Origin of the sequence: Phycicoccus sp. (genome assembly GCF_035325325.1) — a bacterium.
GTDB lineage: Bacteria > Actinomycetota > Actinomycetes > Actinomycetales > Dermatophilaceae > Phycicoccus.
The window spans coordinates 1-15,491 of sequence record NZ_DAOLAC010000006.1 but is presented as its reverse complement, the minus strand read 5'-3'; the positions used below and the strand labels follow the sequence as shown (position 1 = coordinate 15,491).

The window sequence follows — 15,491 nt, the reverse complement described above, 5'->3', positions numbered from 1 at the left end:
GTAATCAGGTGAATCACCCAGTTCTCGAAGTCTACCAACGGAGGATCTCTCGTGGGACGCGTCGCCGCTCTCGTCACGCGCCGGTGGGTGGCCGGCCTGCTCGCACTGTTCGCCCTGCTCGCCGCGGGCGCCGTCGTCGGGGTGGTCGGCCAGGCCGACAAGCCGGACGGCACGCTGACCGCCCTCCCGCTCGACTCGGACAGCCGCGCCGCGGCCGAGCTGCGCCAGCGGCTGCCCGAGGCCCAGGGCTCGGCCGCGGTCGTCCTCTTCGCCCGCGACGGGCGGCTCACCGACGCGGACACCGCCGCCGTCGAGGCCCGGGCCCGTTCCCTGCCGGGTGCCACCGGGATGCCGCCGCAGGTAAGCGAGGACGGTACCGCGGCCGTCGTCGTGGTGCCGGTCGAGAGCGGCGACGCCACCCGCACCGCAGACACCGTGGAGCAGATCCGCGCGGCGGCGAAGTCCGGCCTGCCGAAGGGGCTCACCGCGCAGGTGACCGGCCCCGCCGCCATCCAGGCCGACCTCGCCGGCGTCTTCGACGGGGCCAACACCCGTCTCCTCCTCGCGACGGCGAGCGTCGTGGCGCTCCTCCTCGTGCTCACCTACCGCAGCCCGGTCCTGTGGCTCGTCCCCCTGACGGTCGTCGGCGTCGCGGACCAGCTCGCCGGGGTCGTCGCGACCCGCACCCTCGACCTGTTCGGGGTCGCCTGGGACGAGTCGACCGTCGGCATCCTGTCGGTCCTCGTGTTCGGCGCCGGCACCGACTACGCGCTGCTGCTCATCTCGCGCTACCGCGACGAGCTGCGCACGACCGAGGACCGGCGGGCGGCGATGGCCCACGCCCTGCGCCGGACGACCGAGGCTGTCGTCTCCAGCGCCTCGACCGTCGTGCTCGGCCTGCTCACCCTGCTGCTCTCGGCGTTCCCCGCCACCCGCGGCCTCGGGCTGGCCTGTGCCGTGGGGGTCGTCGTCGCGGCGGTCTTCGCGCTCGTCGTCCTGCCCGCCGCGCTCGTCGTCTTCGGACGCTGGGTGTTCTGGCCCCAGGTGCCGCGGGTCGGCCAGACCGGCCTCGCCGACGGGCGCTCCCTGTGGCGCCGGGTCGGCGACGCGGTGGCCCGCCGCCCGGTCGCGGTGGTCGCGGTCGTCGTCGTCGGCCTCGCCGTCGCGGCCGGAGGCATCAGCCAGGTGAGGGCCGGCCTCTCCACCGCCGACCAGTTCCTCGACACCCCGGAGTCGATCGCCGCCTCCCAGCGGTACGCGGAGTCCTTCCCGGCCGGCTCGGTCGACCCCGTCGTCGTCATGACGACGGGCGACGGTGAGGCCCTGGCCCGTGACGTCGCCGGCGTGCCGGGCGTCGAGTCCGCCCGCGTCGTGGCCAGCGGGGGCGGGGTCGCCGAGGTCGACGCCGTCCTCGCCGGGGACCCCGGCTCGGACGAGGTGCGCGACAACGTCGCCGCGCTGCGCGACGCCCTCGCCGACCGCGAGGGCACGCACGTCGGCGGGACCGAGGCGGAGGCCGTCGACACCGCCGCGGCCTCGGGGCGCGACCGGGCGCTCATCCTCCCGCTGATCCTCGGGCTCGTGCTCCTGGCCCTCGGGGGGCTGCTGCGCAGCGTCGTCGCGCCCGTCGTGCTCGTCGCGACCGTCGTCGGCACCTACCTCGCGAGCCTCGGCCTCAGCTGGGTCCTCTTCACGCAGCTGCTCGGCTTCGAGCGGCTGGACGAGGGCGTCCCGCTCCTCGCGTTCGTCTTCCTCGTCGCCCTCGGCGTCGACTACAACATCTTCCTCGTGACGCGGGCGTCCGAGGAGGCTCGCGACCACGGCCCCCGCGAGGGGATGCTCCGGGCCCTCGCCGCGACCGGCGGCGTCATCACGAGCGCAGGCGTCCTCCTCGCCGCGGTGTTCGCGGTGCTCGGGGTCCTCCCGCTCGTCGTCCTCGCCCAGCTCGGCGTCATCATCTGCGTCGGCGTCCTGCTCGACACCCTCGTCGTCCGCACCCTGCTCGTGCCGGCCGCGGCGGTCCTGCTCGGCGACAGGTTCTGGTGGCCGCGCCGGGTGGGGGGCGAGGGCCCGAGCGAGGAGCCGAAGAACACCGCCCGCGTGGTGCATCCGAGCGGGGTGTCGTGAGCGAAGAGGGGGTGGACCGCACCCGGCGGTCCACCCGTCGACCAGGAGGTCCCCATGCGCACCCGTCGCCTCGTCACCGCCGCCGTCGCCGTCACGCTCGGTGCCACGGCCCTCACCGCCGCACCGGCCTCGGCCCACGGGTCCCACGGGACCACCGCGCCGACCGGTACCCGCAGCCTCGCGGCGGTCCTCACCGCCGACGGCGACCGGTTCGACCGGAACTGGTACGACTACGACATCGTCACCGAGGCCGTCCTCGCGGTGCTCGCGGCCAAGCCGGACAGCCCGGTCAAGGTGCTCACCGACGGGTCGGTCCCCCTCACCGCCTTCATCCCGAACGACCGCGCCTTCCAGGTCCTCGCCGCCGACCTGACCAAGCGCTGGCCCCGGACCGAGGAGCAGACCTTCTCGGCGCTCGTCGACGCCGTCGGGGTCGACGCGATCGAGCAGGTGCTGCTCTACCACGTCGTGCCCGGTGCGACGATCACGAAGCGGGACGCGGTGCGCGCGAACGGCGCCGTGCTCACGACCGCGCAGGGCGGCACGGTCACCGTCGCGGTCCGCAGCCGGTGGATCCCGCTGGTCCAGCTCAAGGACGCCGACCGGAACGACGTCGACCCCTTCGTCAACCCGCGCGCGTTCGACATCAACAAGGGCAACAAGCAGGTCGCGCACGGCATCGTGCTCGTCCTGCGGCCCCTGGACCTCTGAGGACGTGCCCCCGACCGGCGGCGCGTCGGTGGTGGTGGGACAGGACACCACCACCGGCGCGGCGTCCGCGTCGGAGCGGGCCGGTCGGGTCGGCCCTAGGCTGGGTGGCGTGAGCACCGAGGCGGAGGCGGGCACGGACGTCGACGACGTCGCCGTCCGGCTGCGGGCCGGCTCGCGGGACGCCCTCGAGGAGGCGTGGACCCGCTGGTCCGGCCTCGTGCACACGCTCGCCGTGCGCGCCCTGGGCGACCACCACGACGCCGAGGACGTGACGCAGCAGGTCTTCGTCGCCGCCTGGCGCGGGCGCCACACGCTCGACCCCACGCGGGGGAGCGTCGCCGGATGGCTCGTGGGCATCACCCGCCACAAGATCGCCGACGTCCACGCCCAGCGCGCTCGGCACGTCCGCGACGCGGAGGCCGTCGCCCGGGAGGCCCTGCCGACGAGCCACGCGCCACCGCCCGACGAGCGGCTCGCCCAGCGCCTGCTCCTCGCCGACGCGCTCGCCCGGCTCGGCGAGCCGCGCGCGACGGCCATCCGGCTGGCGCTCGTCGACGAACTGACCCACGAGGAGGTCGCGCGCCGTCTCGACCTGCCCCTCGGGACGGTCAAGAGCCACATCCGCCGCGGACTGCTCACCCTGCGACAGCACCTGGAGGAGGTGACCGATGACCACGCCTGACCCGCGGACCCACCCGGAGGACGAGCTCGTCCTCCTCGCGACCGGCCACCCGGTGCCCCCGGAGGTCGCCGCCCACGTCGACGGCTGCTCACCGTGCACCGAGGAGGTGGCTGCGCTGCGCGAGGTCGCCGGTCTCCTGCACGAGCCGCCGGACCTCGTCGAGCCGCCGGCCGGCCTGTGGGACAAGGTCGTCGCCGAGCTCGACCGCGACGACCGTGCAGCCCGTGACGAGCGGGACCGCGCCACGGCACCGGCCCTCACCGTCGTCGACACCGCCCCCTCGCCCTCGCCCGGACGCCGCGTCCGGGTCGGCTGGCTCGTCGCGGCCGCGGCGGCCGGCGTGCTCGTCGGTGGGCTCGGGGTGCGGGCCCTGGACGGCCCGGAACCGAGCCCGGCGACCGTGGTCCTCGGCGAGACGAGCCTGCAGACCCTCGACACCCGGCAGGCCCTCGGCGCGGCGAGTGCCGTCCGGGTCGACGACCACCTCGACCTCGACGTCGAGACGCCCGCCCTCGACGCGCGCGGCGGTTACCTCGAGGTCTGGCTGATCAACCGCGACCTCAAGCGGATGGTCTCGGTCGGAGTGCTGCGCCCGGGGGACGGGGTCCAGCGCTTCGCGATCGGTCAGGACCTCATCGACGAGGGCTACGTCATCGTCGACATCTCGCGCGAGGGCTACGACGACAAGCCGCAGCACTCCGGCGACAGCGTCGCCCGGGGCACGCTCGCCCTCTGACGCCCCGCCGCTCGGCCCTCGGGTCGATCGGCGGGACGTCCGGACGTGGGCCGCCGCCCGAACCTAGGATGACGACCATGACGACGTCCCCCGACATCAAGCCCCGCAGCCGCGACGTCACCGACGGCCTCGAGAAGACCGCCGCCCGAGGGATGTTGCGCGCCGTCGGGATGGGCGACGACGACTTCGCCAAGCCCCAGGTCGGGGTCGCGAGCTCGTGGAACGAGATCACCCCGTGCAACCTCTCCCTCGACCGGCTGGCCAAGGCGGTCAAGGACGGCGTGCACGCGGGCGGCGGCTACCCCCTGGAGTTCGGCACCATCTCGGTCTCCGACGGGATCTCGATGGGGCACGAGGGGATGCACTTCTCGCTCGTCAGCCGCGAGATCATCGCCGACTCGGTCGAGACGGTGATGAACGCGGAGCGGCTCGACGGCTCGGTCCTGCTCGCCGGCTGCGACAAGTCGCTCCCCGGGATGCTCATGGCCGCGGCCCGGCTCGACCTGTCCTCGGTCTTCCTCTACGCCGGCTCCATCCTCCCCGGCATCGCCAAGCTGTCCGACGGCAGCGAGAAGACGGTGACGATCATCGACGCGTTCGAGGCGGTCGGGGCCTGCCTCGCGGGGAGGATGAGCCGCGAGGACGTCGACGCCATCGAACGCGCCATCTGCCCGGGCGAGGGCGCCTGCGGTGGCATGTACACCGCGAACACGATGGCCTCCGTCGCCGAGGCGATGGGCATGTCGCTGCCCGGCTCGGCCGCCCCACCGGCCACCGACCGCCGCCGCGACGGCTTCGCCCGCAAGTCCGGTGAGGCGGTCGTCGAGCTGCTCCGCCGCGGCATCACCGCGCGCCACATCATGACCAAGGAGGCCTTCGAGAACGCCATCGCCGTCGTCATGGCCTTCGGCGGCTCGACCAACGCGGTGCTCCACCTCCTGGCGATCGCGCACGAGGCCGAGGTCGACCTCACCATCGACGACTTCCAGCGGATCGGTGCGCGCGTGCCGCACCTCGCCGACGTCAAGCCGTTCGGCCGCTTCGTCATGACCGACATCGACCGCGTCGGCGGCGTGCCCGTCGTCATGCGCGCACTGCTGGACGCCGGTCTGCTGCACGGCGACTGCCTCACGGTCACCGGGCGCACCGTCGCCGAGAACCTCGCCGACATCCGCCCGCCGGACCCCGACGGCCACGTCGTGCGCGCGATGAGCGAGCCGATCCACCGGACCGGTGGCCTGACCATCCTCAAGGGCTCGCTCGCGCCGGAGGGTGCGGTCGTCAAGTCCGCCGGGTTCGACTCCGACGTCTTCGAGGGCACCGCCCGCGTCTTCGACGGCGAGCGCGCCGCGATGGACGCCGTCGAGCAGGGATCGCTCGCCGCGGGCGACGTCGTCGTCATCCGCTACGAAGGTCCCAAGGGCGGCCCGGGGATGCGCGAGATGCTGGCCGTCACCGGGGCCATCAAGGGCGCAGGGCTCGGCAAGGACGTGCTCCTCCTCACCGACGGCCGCTTCAGTGGCGGGACGACCGGACTGTGCGTCGGACACGTCGCGCCCGAGGCCGTCGACGAGGGCCCCGTCGCCTTCGTCCGCGACGGTGACCGCATCCGCCTCGACGTCGCGCACGCGACGCTCGACCTCCTCGTCGACGACGCCGAGATGGAGCGCCGGCGCGCCGAGGGCGTCACCCACCCGGAGCCGAAGTACACCCGGGGCGTCCTCGCGAAGTACCGCAAGCTCGTCCGCAGCGCGAGCACGGGCGCCGTGTGTGACTGAGCCGCGGGGGGAGGGGCCCGCACTCGAGCTCGAGGGCCTCGTCAAGGAGTTCCGGGGGAGGCGCGTGGTCCACGGGCTCTCGCTCGCGGTGCCGCGCGGGTGCCTCTACGGCCTCGTCGGGCCGAACGGCGCCGGCAAGACGACGACCCTGTCGATGGCCACCGGCCTGCTCCGCCCGGACGGCGGCACCGCGCGGGTGCTCGGCCACGACGTCTGGGCCGACCCGCCGGCGGCCAAGGCGGTCATGGGGGTCTCACCGGACGGCCTGCGGCTCTTCGAGCAGCTCGGCGGCCGCGAGCTGCTGCACTACGTCGCCGACCTGCGCCGGATGCCGCCCGAGGTGAGCCGGCCGCGCGCCGAGGAGCTGCTCGGCGTCCTCGACCTCACCGCCGACGCGGAGACCGTCGTCGCCGACTACAGCGCCGGGATGGTCAAGAAGATCAGCCTCGCCGCGGCCCTCATCCACGCGCCGCGGCTGCTCGTCCTCGACGAGCCCTTCGAGGCCGTCGACCCCGTCTCGGGCCAGGCCATCCGCACCATCCTGCGGCGGTACGTCGCCACCGGCGGCACGGTCGTCATGTCGAGCCACGTGATGGAGCTCGTCGAGGGCCTGTGCGACCGGGTGGCCGTCGTCGTCGGTGGCCGGGTCCTCGCCGAGGACACGGTGGCGGCCCTGACGTCCGGTGGCTCGCTGCACGCCCGCTTCCTCGAGCTCGTCGGGGCGCACGAGGTCTCCGAGGACGGCCTGACGTGGCTCGGCGGCTGAGCCGGCGATGACGCTGCTCGTCGTCCGCCTCCGGCTGCGGATGTGGCGAACCGCCATGTCGCGCAGCTCGATCCACCTCGTCTCCTCGATCGTCGGCGGGCTCGCCGCGCTCGGCGTCGTCCTCGTCCTCGGACCCTCGATCGCGCTCCTCGCGGCCTGGCCGCTGCGGCTCGTCGCGCTGACCGTGCCGCTCTTCGCCACCGCCACGCTGCTCTGGGTCGTGCTCAGCCTCGTCGCGACCGGCGTCGACAACGTCCTCGACCCCGCGCGCTTCTCGGTGCTGCCGCTGCGTGCCCGCGAGCTCGCGCGTGGGCTGCTCGCCGCCACACTCACGGGCATCCCGGCCCTCATGCTCTCGGTGCTCGCGCTGGCCCAGGTGGTCGCGTGGGCCGGGCACCCCACCGCCCTGCCGGCCGCCCTCGTCGCGGCGGTGCTCGGCACGCTGACCGCGGTCCTCGGCTCCCGGGCGGTGACGAGCGCGCTGGCCAGGGTCATGACGACCCGCGGCGGACGGGTCCTCGGCGCCGTCGTCGTCTCGCTCGTCACGCTCCTGCCGCTCGTCCTCAACCTCGTCCTGACCACCGGAGCCGTCGGCCTCGACCTCGGCGGCTTCGACGCGTCGCGCTCGGCCCGGGTCGCCGCGTGGACCCCGGTCGGCTGGGCGTGGGGCCTGCCCTTCGACGTCGCGACCGGGCGGTGGGGGACGGCCCTGGTCCACCTCGTCCTCGCGCTGGCCCTCCTCGTCGTCCTGTGGCGAGTGTGGGTCGCCCAGCTCGAGCGGGTGCTCACCTCGCCGATGACGACCGGCGGTGGGCAGCGGATCGGCCGCGGCCGGCTGCTGCCGCGGCTCCTCGGGCGCTCGCCGGTGGCCGCCGTCGCCGCCCGACGGGTCCGCGCCTGGTACCGCGACAGCCGGCTCGTGAGCATCGCCCTGCGCACCGCGGTGCTGCCGGTCTTCTTCGTCGTCCAGTCGGTGCTCACCCACAGCGGGGCGCTGGCCGGTACGGGGGTGGTCACGCTGGCGGTCTTCGCGGGGCTCACCCTGATGAACGACCTCGCCTTCGACGGCCCGGCGTGGTGGATGCACGTGAGCACCGGCCTGCGGGGGTGGGAGGACCGGCTCGGGCGCGCGGTCGCCTCGGCGGTCGTCTTCGGACCGGTCCTCGTGCTCACCTTCGTCGTCGCCGTGGCCATCGGTGCCATCACCTCGGTCGTTCCTTGGCTCAGCGTCGTCGTCGCCGCGTTCCTCGCCAGCCTGGGCCTGGCGGTCGGGGTCGGCGCCGTCCTGCCGGGCACCGCGCCGCGGACCGGCGGCAACCCGTTCGCGGCGTCCTCCGGCGGGGCGGCCCAGGGCTGCGTCACCGCCACCGTGTCGTTCGTCGGACCCCTGGTGCTCGTCCTCCCGGTCGGCATCGCCGCGGTGCTGACGGCCGGGAGCCCGTGGCGGTGGGTGGTCCTCGCGGTGAGCGCGGTCTACGGTGCCGCGCTCCTCGCGGCCGGTGTGGTCCTCGGTGGCCGGCGCCTCGACCGGACCGAGCCCGAGATGCTCGGCCGGCTCGCCCAGTCCCAGGTCTGACGCCGGCGGAGCCGGTCCGGCCTCACCCGGTGGGGTCGGCGGCGTCGAGGCGCCAGAGGAGGGCGACCACGGCGACGGCCAGGCCGGCCCCGGCGGCCGTCAGCAGGAGGCGCTCGGCGGCGAGCCCCGCGCCGGGGCCGACGAGCCCACCCGACCCGACGAGGACGACCGTCGCGCTCGTCGTGCCGGCGACGAACCGGGTCTCGCGGACGACGGTCCACGCGAGCCCCAGCACGGTGAGCACCCCGGCGAGTGCGAGGCAGGCCGGCGTCGGGAGGACGGCGACGGCCACCACCCCGCCCACGACCCCCACGACCGTGCCGACGACGCGCGCGGTCGCCTGGGGCGCGGTCTCCTCGCGCGAGACCGTGAGGACCATCGCCACGGCGACGACGAGCCAGTACCCGTGCCCGAGGCCGAGCCCGGTCGTCAGCGCGACGCCGGTCCCGGCGACGAGTGCGGTGGCCACGGCGTGCCGTCCGGCCTCAGTGCGCGGGACCGGCTGGGCCGGCGTGGCCACGCGCAGGAGCGTCGTCAGCCCGACCGTGGCGAGGGCGCCGAGCGCGACCCACAGGGTCACCGTGCCACGCGCCCCGCCGAGCGGTAGGCCGCTGCCGAGGGCGGCGAGGACCGGGAGGAAGGTGCCGGTCCGGGCGGCGCGCACGGTGAGCGGTGCCGCGACGAGGGCCGCGGCGGCGACGGCGCCGCCGGCGAGCAGCGCGTGGCCCGCGGCGAGGGTCCCGAGGCCGAACGAGGCCGCCGCGAGCAGAGCGGTCCCCACCCGGACGCGGGCCCCGACGTCGGTGACCGACGCCGCGAGGACGCCGACCGCCCCGAGGAGGATGCCGAGCGCCGGTGCGGCGCCGGCGAGCAGCCCCGCCCCTCCCGCGAGCAGGCCCACGACGAGGACGAGCCCGGCGGCGAGGGCGAGCACGCGCGGCGTGGGCCAGGGGACGTGCACGGACGGGCCTCCGGGAGGGTGGGTCGGTGGCGCGAGGGTAGCGTCGGGCGGGTGTCCGACGTCACGGTCCCGGATGGTGGGACCGGCCGTCTCGCCGGTTGACACGGTCCGGGGGGAGGGCGACAGTTGTCCCGTGGCCCGAGTCCTCGTACTTCGACAGCGCGCCTGACGCCCCCGCGACCAGGCGCGCTCCCTCCGTCGTCCCGCCACGGGACTGGAGGGTTTTTTTGTGCGCGGACCCGGCCCGACCCATCGAGCAGAGAGCGGTGACCCCATCGTGACCGACACCCGACCGGCGACCCCGGCATCCCTCCACCCTGCGCCGAACCCCGCCCAGGTGGCCCAGCAGGCGCGGGCCAGGACGCCGGTCGAGGTGACCGGCGCGCAGAGCCTCGTCCTCTCCCTCGAGGCGATGGAGGTCGACACGGTCTTCGGGATCCCCGGCGGCGCGATCCTGCCCGCCTACGACCCGCTGCTCGACTCGGTCAAGGTGCGGCACATCCTCGTCCGCCACGAGCAGGGCGCCGGCCACGCCGCCGAGGGCTACGCCGCGGCGACCGGCCGGGTCGGCGTGTGCATGGCGACCTCGGGTCCCGGTGCGACGAACCTCGTGACCCCGATCGCCGACGCCTACATGGACTCGGTGCCGATCGTCGCCATCACCGGCCAGGTCGCCTCGTCCTCGATCGGCACCGACGCCTTCCAGGAGGCCGACATCCGTGGCATCACGATGCCGATCACCAAGCACAACTACCTCGTCACCGACCCCGACGAGATCCCGCGGGTCATCGCTGAGGCCTTCCACATCGCGGCGACCGGCCGCCCCGGACCGGTCCTCGTCGACATCTCCAAGGACGCGCTCCAGTCGCGCACGACCTTCTCGTGGCCGCCGAAGATCGCCCTCCCCGGCTACCACCCGGTGACCCGCCCGCACGGCAAGCAGATCCGCGAGGCCGCCCGGCTCATCGCGGCGGCCGAGCGGCCCGTCCTCTACGTCGGCGGCGGTGTCATCCGGGCCCGCGCCAGCGAGGAGCTGCGCCGGTTCGTCGAGCTGACGCAGATCCCGGTGACGACCACCCTCATGGCCCGCGGCGCGCTGCCGGACAGCCACCCGCTGCACCTCGGGATGCCCGGCATGCACGGGTCGGTCGCGGCGGTCACCGGCCTCCAGAAGTCCGACCTCATCATCGCCCTCGGCGCGCGCTTCGACGACCGGGTCACCGGCCAGCTGTCGACCTTCGCGCCGGAGGCCAAGGTGATCCACGCCGACATCGACCCGGCCGAGATCAGCAAGAACCGCAGGGCCGACGTGCCGATCGTCGGCGACTGCAAGGCCGTCGTCGCCGACCTCGCGGAGGCGGTCGAGGCCGACATGGAGGCCGGCCAGGGCGGCGACTACACCGCGTGGCGCGAGCGGGTGGCCGGCTGGAAGGAGACCTTCCCGGTCGGGTACACCGCCCCGGAGAACGGTTCCCTCTCACCCCAGTACGTCATCGAGCGGCTCGGGGCGATCGCCGGCCCGGAGGCCGTCTACGTGGCCGGTGTCGGCCAGCACCAGATGTGGGCCGCCCAGTTCGTCGAGTACGAGCGCCCGAACGCGTGGCTCAACTCCGGCGGGCTCGGCACGATGGGGTACTCGGTGCCCGCGGCGATGGGCGCGCAGGTCGGCGAGCCGGACCGCGTCGTCTGGGCCGTCGACGGCGACGGGTGCTTCCAGATGACCAACCAGGAGCTCGCGACCTGCGTCATCAACAACATCCCGATCAAGGTCGCGGTCATCAACAACAGCAGCCTCGGGATGGTCCGCCAGTGGCAGACCCTCTTCTACAACGAGCGCTACTCGAACACCGACCTGCACACCTCGCACGGCTCGCGGGTCCCCGACTTCGTCAAGCTCGCCGACGCGTACGGGTGCGTCGGGCTGCGGTGCGAGCGACCGGAGGACGTCGACGAGACGATCCGGCAGGCGATGGAGGTCACCGACCGTCCGGTCGTCGTCGACTTCGTCGTGCACCGCGACGCGATGGTCTGGCCGATGGTCCCCGCCGGCGTGAGCAACGACCTCATCCAGGTGGCCAAGGACACCGCGCCGCAGTGGGACCGCGAGGAGTCCGAGGCCGTCGAGCAGGACACCGACGCCGACCACGACGGCCGCTGAGGAGCCACCATGAGCAAGCACACCCTGTCCGTCCTCGTCGAGAACAAGCCCGGCGTCCTCGCGCGCATCGCGGCCCTCTTCTCCCGACGCGGCTTCAACATCGACAGCCTCGCGGTCGGGGAGACCGAGCACCCCGAGGTCTCCCGGATGACCGTCGTCGTCGACGTCGAGGACCTGCCGCTCGAGCAGGTGACCAAGCAGCTCAACAAGCTCGTCGAGGTGCTCAAGGTCGTCGAGCTCGAGCCCGGCTCGGCGGTGCAGCGCCAGGTCATGCTCATCAAGGTCCGCGCCGACGCCGCCACCCGCAGCCAGGTCCTCGAGTTCGTGCAGATGTTCCGGGCGAAGGTGGTCGACGTGGCGACCGAGTCCCTGACCATCGAGGCCACCGGCACCGGCGAGAAGCTCACCGCGCTGCTCGAGGTCCTCGAGCCGTTCGGGGTCCGCGAGCTGGTCCAGTCCGGCCTCGTCGCGATCGGCCGCGGGCCGCGCTCGATCACGGACCGGGCACTCCGCAGCGCCTGAGCCGCAACGGCCTAGAGTCCACCTCCAGTACCAGCCAGCAGCACCCCCGACCCGAAGGAGAGGCCTGTTCCGATGGCCGAGATGTTCTACGACGACGACGCCGACCTGTCCGTCATCCAGGGCCGCAAGGTCGCGGTCATCGGCTACGGCAGCCAGGGCCACGCGCACGCCCTCAACCTGCGCGACTCGGGGGTCGACGTCCGCGTCGGGCTCGCCGAGGGCTCGAAGTCCCGGCCCAAGGCCGAGGCCGAGGGCCTGACCGTCCTCTCCGTCGCCGACGCCGTCCGCGAGGCCGACCTCGTCGTCATCCTCACCCCGGACCAGGTGCAGCGCGGCCTCTACGCGGCCGAGATCGAGCCGAACCTCAAGGAGGGCGCGGCGCTGCTCTTCGGGCACGGCTTCAACATCCGCTTCGGCTACATCCAGCCGCCGGCCGGCTCCGACGTGCTCATGGTCGCCCCCAAGGGGCCGGGCCACATCGTGCGCCGCGAGTTCGTCGACGGCCGCGGCGTTCCCGTGCTCCTCGCCGTCGAGCAGGACGCCTCGGGCTCGGCCTGGGACCTCGCGAAGTCCTACGGCAAGGCGATCGGCGGCCTGCGCGCCGGCGGCATCCGGACCACGTTCACCGAGGAGACCGAGACCGACCTCTTCGGCGAGCAGGCCGTGCTCTGCGGCGGTGCCTCGCAGCTGGTCATGTACGGGTTCGAGACCCTCGTCGAGGCGGGCTACCAGCCCGAGGTCGCGTACTTCGAGTGCCTCCACGAGCTCAAGCTCATCGTCGACCTGATGATCGAGGGCGGCATCGCCAAGCAGCGCTGGTCGGTCTCGGACACCGCCGAGTACGGCGACTACGTCTCCGGCCCGCGCGTCATCGACCCGCACGTCAAGGACAACATGAAGGCCGTCCTCGCGGACATCAGGAACGGCGCCTTCGCGAAGCGCTTCATCGACGACCAGGACGCCGGCGCCCCGGAGTTCCAGGCGCTGCGGGCCAAGGGTGCCGCCCACCCGATCGAGGCGACGGGTCGCGAGCTGCGCCAGCTGATGGCCTGGGTCGACACCGACCGCGACAGCGACTACACCGAGGGCTCCGCCGCCCGCTGACCCCGACGAACGACGAGAACATGCCGTCCGCCCCGGAGGGCGGACGGCATGTTCTCGTCTCTCGACCGGGCGGTCCGGGACGGACCTAGGCTGTCGGCCGTGGAGGACCTCGTCGCCGGCTGGCCGTTCTGGGTCGTCCTCGTCGTGTTCTGGGTCGGGGCGTTCGCCCGTGGCACGGCGACCTACTGGGTCGGCCGGGGGGTGCGCGCCGGTGGCGGACGCACCCGCTGGTCGCACCACCTCGACCGGCCCGGGGTGGCCCGCGCGGAGCGGTTCGTCCGGCGGGTCGGCCCACCGGCGGTCACGCTCGGCTTCCTCACCGTCGGGCTGCAGACCGCGATCAACGCCTCGTCCGGGATGCTCCGGATGCCCCTGCGCCGCTTCCTGCCGGCGGTCGCCCTCGGCGCCCTGCTCTGGGCGGTCGTCTACACCACGGTCGGGATGGCCGTCGTCGACGCCGCCCTCGGCCGGGTCCCGTGGTGGTGGCTGCTCGTCGCCGCCGGGGTGGTCCTCCTCGTCGTGCTCGCCGCCCGTCGGCTGCGGCGACGCGTCGATGCCGAGGCCTGAGCCCGCTGACGTGCGACGGAGCGCGACGACGGTCACATGGTGGTCACCGGCGTCCACATGCTGGCTCGCGCCTACGATGGACGTCCCGGCACAGCGGCGTGCCGGACGGCACGTCACCGCATCGGCGGACCCCACCCACACGCTCGACCGTAAGGGACCTTTCACGTGACCAAGCCCGTCGTCCTCATCGCCGAGGAGCTCTCACCCGCGACCATCGACGCCCTCGGCCCCGACTTCGAGGTGCGCCACACCGACGGCGCCGACCGCTCCCAGCTGCTGCCGGCCCTCGCCGACGTCGACGCCGTCCTCATCCGCTCGGCGACGAAGATCGACGCCGAGGCGTTGGCCGCCGCGCGGAACCTCAAGGTCGTCGCCCGCGCCGGGGTCGGCCTCGACAACGTCGACGTCGACGCCGCGACGAAGGCCGGCGTCATGGTCGTCAACGCCCCCACCTCGAACATCACCTCCGCCGCCGAGCTGGCGGTCGGGCTGCTCCTCGCCTGCGCCCGCAACATCGCGCCGGCCAACGAGGCGCTGAAGAACGGCGCGTGGAAGCGCAGCAAGTACGGCGGCGTCGAGCTGCTCGAGAAGAAGGTCGGCATCGTCGGCTTCGGCCGGATCGGTCAGCTCGTCGCCGAGCGGCTCAAGGGCTTCGGCGTCGAGCTGCTCGCCTACGACCCCTACGTCTCGGTGCAGCGGGCCGGCCAGCTCGGCGCCCGTCTCGTCACCCTCGACGAGCTGCTCGCGGAGTCCGACTTCATCACGATCCACCTGCCGAAGAACGCCGAGACCCTCGGCCTCATCGGCAAGGAGGCGCTGGCCAAGGTCAAGCCGAGCGTGCGGATCATCAACGCGGCCCGCGGGGGCGTGCTCGACGAGGAGGCCCTCGCCGAGGCGATCTCCGACGGTCGGGTCGCGGGCGCCGGCCTCGACGTCTTCGCGTCCGAGCCGTGCACCGACAGCCCGCTGTTCGGCTTCGAGTCGGTCGTCGTCACGCCGCACCTCGGCGCCTCGACCGAGGAGGCCCAGGAGAAGGCCGGCGTCGCGGTCGCGAAGTCGGTCCGGCTCGCGCTCGGCGGCGACCTCGTGCCGGACGCCGTCAACGTCTCCGGCGGCGCGGTCGCCGAGGAGGTCCGGCCCGGCATCGACCTCGTCGAGAAGCTCGGCCGCATCTTCACCGCCATCGCGGGCTCGGTCCCGGTGCAGCTCGACGTGGAGGTGTGCGGCGAGATCACCGCGCACGACGTCTCGGTGTGGGAGCTCTCCGCGCTCAAGGGCCTCTTCACCGACGTCACCGAGGACCCGGTCACCTACGTCAACGCCCCGCTGCTGGCCAAGGAGCGCGGCTGTGAGTCACGGCTCGTGACCAACGCGGCGGCCGAGGAGTTCCGCAACGTCACGACGCTGCACGGCACGCTCGCCGACGGCACCACGGTGTCGGTCGCGGGCACGCTGACCGGCCCGAAGATGGTCCAGAAGGTCATCGGCGTCAACGGCTACGACCTCGAGGTGCCGCTGAGCACGCACATGGCGTTCTTCTCCTACGTCGACCGCCCGGGCGTCATCGGCGCGCTCGGCCGGCTGCTCGGCGACGCGGACGTCAACATCGCCGCGATGCAGGTCTCGCGCAACGACGACACCGGCTCGGCGCTCGTCGCCCTGACCGTCGACAGCGCGATCCCCGAGGACGTCGTCGCCGCGATCGGCGCCGAGATCGGTGCGGACACCGTGCGGGTGGTCAACCTCGGCTGACTGTGAGCATCGACAGCGCAGCCTGATGGTGCTGGGCTGTGGTCGACCGCC

13 protein-coding genes are annotated in these 15,491 nt (G+C 73.8%); 12 read left to right on the top strand and 1 reads right to left on the bottom strand.

The features are described 5' to 3' along the window. The first annotated feature begins 51 nt into the window (after positions 1-51). The 7 genes from PKA89_RS06055 to PKA89_RS06025 all read left to right on the top strand — a co-directional run bounded on the left by PKA89_RS06055 (position 52) and on the right by PKA89_RS06025 (position 8,376). Positions 52-2,127 carry an MMPL family transporter gene (locus tag PKA89_RS06055; protein ID WP_324417590.1) on the top strand — a complete coding sequence of 692 codons (2,076 nt, stop codon included), beginning with the start codon at positions 52-54 and terminating at the stop codon, positions 2,125-2,127. A gap of 54 nt (positions 2,128-2,181) precedes the next feature. Continuing rightward, a complete protein-coding gene (locus PKA89_RS06050; protein ID WP_324417588.1) occupies positions 2,182-2,838 on the top strand; it encodes a fasciclin domain-containing protein in 657 nt (218 codons plus the stop codon). A 109-nt stretch (positions 2,839-2,947) separates the two neighbouring features. Then, positions 2,948-3,520 (top strand): sigma-70 family RNA polymerase sigma factor, encoded by a 573-nt coding sequence (locus PKA89_RS06045; protein WP_324417586.1) that lies wholly within the window; start codon positions 2,948-2,950, stop codon positions 3,518-3,520. Next, positions 3,507-4,256 carry an anti-sigma factor gene (locus tag PKA89_RS06040; RefSeq protein ID WP_324417584.1) on the top strand — a complete coding sequence of 250 codons (750 nt, stop codon included), beginning with the start codon at positions 3,507-3,509 and terminating at the stop codon, positions 4,254-4,256. Before PKA89_RS06045 ends, PKA89_RS06040 begins: the two co-directional genes overlap by 14 nt. 77 nt (positions 4,257-4,333) lie before the next feature. Next, the gene (ilvD, locus tag PKA89_RS06035) at positions 4,334-6,034 is read left to right on the top strand and encodes a dihydroxy-acid dehydratase (protein ID WP_324417582.1); all 1,701 of its coding nucleotides are present in this window, start codon (positions 4,334-4,336) and stop codon (positions 6,032-6,034) included. After that, complete coding sequence (locus PKA89_RS06030) at positions 6,027-6,800, top strand: ABC transporter ATP-binding protein (protein ID WP_324417580.1); 774 nt, start codon at positions 6,027-6,029, stop codon at positions 6,798-6,800. Before ilvD ends, PKA89_RS06030 begins: the two co-directional genes overlap by 8 nt. 7 nt (positions 6,801-6,807) lie before the next feature. Further along, on the top strand, positions 6,808-8,376 hold the full coding sequence (locus PKA89_RS06025) for a hypothetical protein (RefSeq protein ID WP_324417578.1): 1,569 nt from the start codon (positions 6,808-6,810) through the stop codon (positions 8,374-8,376). Between the two features lie 22 nt (positions 8,377-8,398). On the opposite strand, the gene PKA89_RS06020 is transcribed toward PKA89_RS06025, so the two are convergent. Then, positions 8,399-9,337, bottom strand: coding sequence for an FUSC family protein (locus PKA89_RS06020; protein ID WP_324417576.1), 939 nt, complete (start codon positions 9,335-9,337; stop codon positions 8,399-8,401). 277 nt (positions 9,338-9,614) lie between these two features. On the opposite strand from PKA89_RS06020, the gene PKA89_RS06015 reads away from it, so the two are divergent. The 5 genes from PKA89_RS06015 to serA all read left to right on the top strand — a co-directional run bounded on the left by PKA89_RS06015 (position 9,615) and on the right by serA (position 15,440). After that, a complete protein-coding gene (locus PKA89_RS06015) occupies positions 9,615-11,495 on the top strand; it encodes an acetolactate synthase large subunit (protein ID WP_324417574.1) in 1,881 nt (626 codons plus the stop codon). Between the two features lie 9 nt (positions 11,496-11,504). Further along, positions 11,505-12,017, top strand: a complete 513-nt coding sequence (gene ilvN / locus PKA89_RS06010) for an acetolactate synthase small subunit (RefSeq protein ID WP_324417572.1) — start codon at positions 11,505-11,507, stop codon at positions 12,015-12,017. 72 nt (positions 12,018-12,089) lie between these two features. After that, positions 12,090-13,121 carry a ketol-acid reductoisomerase gene (gene ilvC / locus PKA89_RS06005; protein WP_324417570.1) on the top strand — a complete coding sequence of 344 codons (1,032 nt, stop codon included), beginning with the start codon at positions 12,090-12,092 and terminating at the stop codon, positions 13,119-13,121. Positions 13,122-13,220: 99 nt separating this feature from the next. Continuing rightward, on the top strand, positions 13,221-13,688 hold the full coding sequence (locus PKA89_RS06000; protein ID WP_324417568.1) for a VTT domain-containing protein: 468 nt from the start codon (positions 13,221-13,223) through the stop codon (positions 13,686-13,688). A gap of 165 nt (positions 13,689-13,853) precedes the next feature. After that, positions 13,854-15,440, top strand: coding sequence for a phosphoglycerate dehydrogenase (gene serA / locus PKA89_RS05995; RefSeq protein ID WP_324417566.1), 1,587 nt, complete (start codon positions 13,854-13,856; stop codon positions 15,438-15,440). Positions 15,441-15,491 lie beyond the last annotated feature (51 nt).

What these genes read in the sequence shown, in the direction of transcription:
- PKA89_RS06025 (WP_324417578.1), top strand. Translation starts at nt 6,808, where the DNA reads ATGACGCTGCTCGTCGTCCGCCTCCGGCTGCGGATGTGGCGAACCGCC.
- ilvD (WP_324417582.1), top strand. Translation starts at nt 4,334, where the DNA reads ATGACGACGTCCCCCGACATCAAGCCCCGCAGCCGCGACGTCACCGAC.
- PKA89_RS06050 (WP_324417588.1), top strand. Translation starts at nt 2,182, where the DNA reads ATGCGCACCCGTCGCCTCGTCACCGCCGCCGTCGCCGTCACGCTCGGT.
- ilvC (WP_324417570.1), top strand. Translation starts at nt 12,090, where the DNA reads ATGGCCGAGATGTTCTACGACGACGACGCCGACCTGTCCGTCATCCAG.
- PKA89_RS06040 (WP_324417584.1), top strand. Translation starts at nt 3,507, where the DNA reads ATGACCACGCCTGACCCGCGGACCCACCCGGAGGACGAGCTCGTCCTC.
- ilvN (WP_324417572.1), top strand. Translation starts at nt 11,505, where the DNA reads ATGAGCAAGCACACCCTGTCCGTCCTCGTCGAGAACAAGCCCGGCGTC.